This window comes from Helicobacter sp. 11S03491-1, from assembly GCF_002272835.1.
Classification (GTDB): domain Bacteria; phylum Campylobacterota; class Campylobacteria; order Campylobacterales; family Helicobacteraceae; genus Helicobacter_J.
The window spans coordinates 1-2,580 of sequence record NZ_MLAO01000021.1 but is presented as its reverse complement, the minus strand read 5'-3'; the positions used below and the strand labels follow the sequence as shown (position 1 = coordinate 2,580).

Annotated in this window: 2 protein-coding genes; one reads left to right on the top strand and one right to left on the bottom strand. The window is 32.9% G+C overall.

From position 1 onward, the window contains the following. A partial coding sequence (locus BKH45_RS08610) for a hypothetical protein (RefSeq protein ID WP_143428408.1) occupies positions 1-1,093 on the bottom strand: 1,093 nt, incomplete at its 3' end. A 355-nt stretch (positions 1,094-1,448) separates the two neighbouring features. Between BKH45_RS08610 and BKH45_RS08605 the strand changes: the two genes are divergently transcribed. Beyond that, a partial coding sequence (locus tag BKH45_RS08605) for a hypothetical protein (RefSeq protein WP_143428406.1) occupies positions 1,449-2,580 on the top strand: 1,132 nt, incomplete at its 3' end.

Here is a 2,580-nt window from a genome sequence, read left to right as displayed (position 1 = left end):
TGTATTGGGCTCCATTAACATTATTTGCACTGATAGTATCTGTAGTTCCTGCCCTCACATCAGCCATCAAACGAAAGACACCATTTTCTCCGGTGATGGTATTGACTGAAAGAGTGCGAGGGGTATAGGCTTCATCAAATCTGGAGCAATTACTGCCGGGACAATAAACTCCGGGTATATTGCTGGAGGCATAGGAGAAGAGATCGATAATGGAAGTATCCTTATCTCTTAAAGCATCTAAATAAGTTTGAGAATTTACATGGAGATTGGTAATTTTTAGCTCATCAAGGTTGGAAGAATCAGTCAAAAACCACTTCCCTCCATCATCAAGGTAAAGATTGGTTAAATTTGTTTTGCCCATCCAAAAAGATTGTGGATTGGATAAACTTAAATAGGTTAGAGAAGTAGGTGTTTCAGAGGAAATATCCCCCTTGAGTTGGATAATATTGTCAGGATCAAGGGTTTGCCCTGTAAGGGGGTCATAATTGACATAGATGCTACCATTTCCTTCTGTTCTAAAGATCGATCGATAATTTTTGGCATTTAAGATTTGAGGGCGTACATTATTTATATCTACAATTAAATCTTTCATAAAAGTATATGTGCTGCGTCCATTAGCGAGGAATACACCTCTTGATATATTGGAATTGTCTGTAGCTTTGAAACTTGTATTGACATTAAAGGTGATAGGACTGCATATTCCCAATCTTGAATCAGCACAACTTAAAAAAACTCCTGCTTGCAACTCTCCTCCTAAAGTTGGACTATCATATATGAAATTTAAATATGCATGATTTGAACCACTGAAGTTGTAAATCTGTTTATTGATACCTTTAAAAATAACCCCACTATAACTATAAAAATTCCCTACAATTTGAGCATAGATATTTAAAGTGGCATCGTTTAAAATATTTAAATTGGTATTTGTTATGATGCCATTGTAGGTGGGGGTTCCGTTTAAATTAATATCATATTGCAGGGTAGTGTTTGTGGCATAGTCTCTGTCCAAGGGTATGTCTTGGGTAATGCCATAGACAAAGTTCATGGCTAGAAACAATATAAAATAGCATAGGATAATTTTTATTTTCTTCATCTTATTTTTTCTGCAATACCAAAATCAATTGTGTTTGAAACTATATAAATCTATGAAAATAAGCAAATTGTATTCTCTTTTTATTGAGAAGTAAATTTTACAAATAAAAAAATCCAAAAAATGAACGATATTATTAAACTCAGAAATTTTATAGGTCACCTAACATATACAACTACTTAAAATAAATATTACATAATATTTTTAACTATTATTTAAGGGATTTTATTATTTAAATTTTAATAGAATTATCATAATTTATTTTTATTCCGTAATAATAAATGTTTATTATCAATATTTTTTGAAAAATAGCGATTTAAACTAAGAATTAAGGTAAAAATATTGCAGAAAAAATAAGATGAAGAAAATAAAAATTATCCTATGCTATTTTATATTGTTTCTAGCCATGAACTTTGTCTATGGCATTACCCAAGACATACCCTTGGACAGAGACTATGCCACAAACACTACCCTGCAATATGATATTAATTTAAACGGAACCCCCACCTACAATGGCATCATAACAAATACCAATTTAAATATTTTAAACGATGCCACTTTAAATATCTATGCTCAAATTGTAGGGAATTTTTATAGTTACGCCGCTCCTATTTTTCGAGGAACTCTAGATCAAACTTATATTTTTAATGGATCATCAAAAGCCAATTTAAATATTTACTACGATGGAACGAGACTAGGGGCAACAAACAATATAGGAGGAATTTTTCTTACCAGAAAAGATGCTACCGAAAGGAGTGGCAATATTACTTTTAATGTCAATACAAGCTTCAAAGCTGTTGATAATTCCAATTTGGCTAGAGGTGTATTTATCGCCAATGGCAATGGAGGAAATTATTTTTTTAATAAAAATCTCATTGTAGATATCAACAACACCAAACCACTCCAAGATGCTAAAGGAAACTATTTTCGATCTATTTTTCAAGAAGAAAGTAATGCTAATATCTATGTCAATTATGACCCCCTTACAGGGCAAACCCTTGATCCTGACAATATTATCCAACTCAAGGGGGATATTAGTGTTACAACTGCTTATTTGACCCTTGAATCCCATTCGAATATTTTCATCAATCTCACCAATCCTCAATCGTTTTTATTAGGAAAAGTTCAAAGAATTGACTTTCCTATTACAGATATCTATCTTCAAAATGGAGGGAAGTGGTATGAAACCGATAACTCTACTATTAGAACTTTAAATATACAAAATCCTTCTGTAAATTCTCAAACTTATTTAGATGCTTTAAGAGATAAGGATACTTCCATTATCGATCTCTTCTCCTATGCCTCCAGCAATATACCCGGAGTTTATTGTCCCGGCAGTAATTGCTCCAGATTTGATGAAGCCTATACCCCTCGCACTCTTTCAGTCAATACCATCACCGGAGAAAATGGTGTCTTTCGTTTGATGGCTGATGTGAGGGCAGGAACTACAGATACTATCAGTGCAAATAATGTTAATGGAGCCCAATACA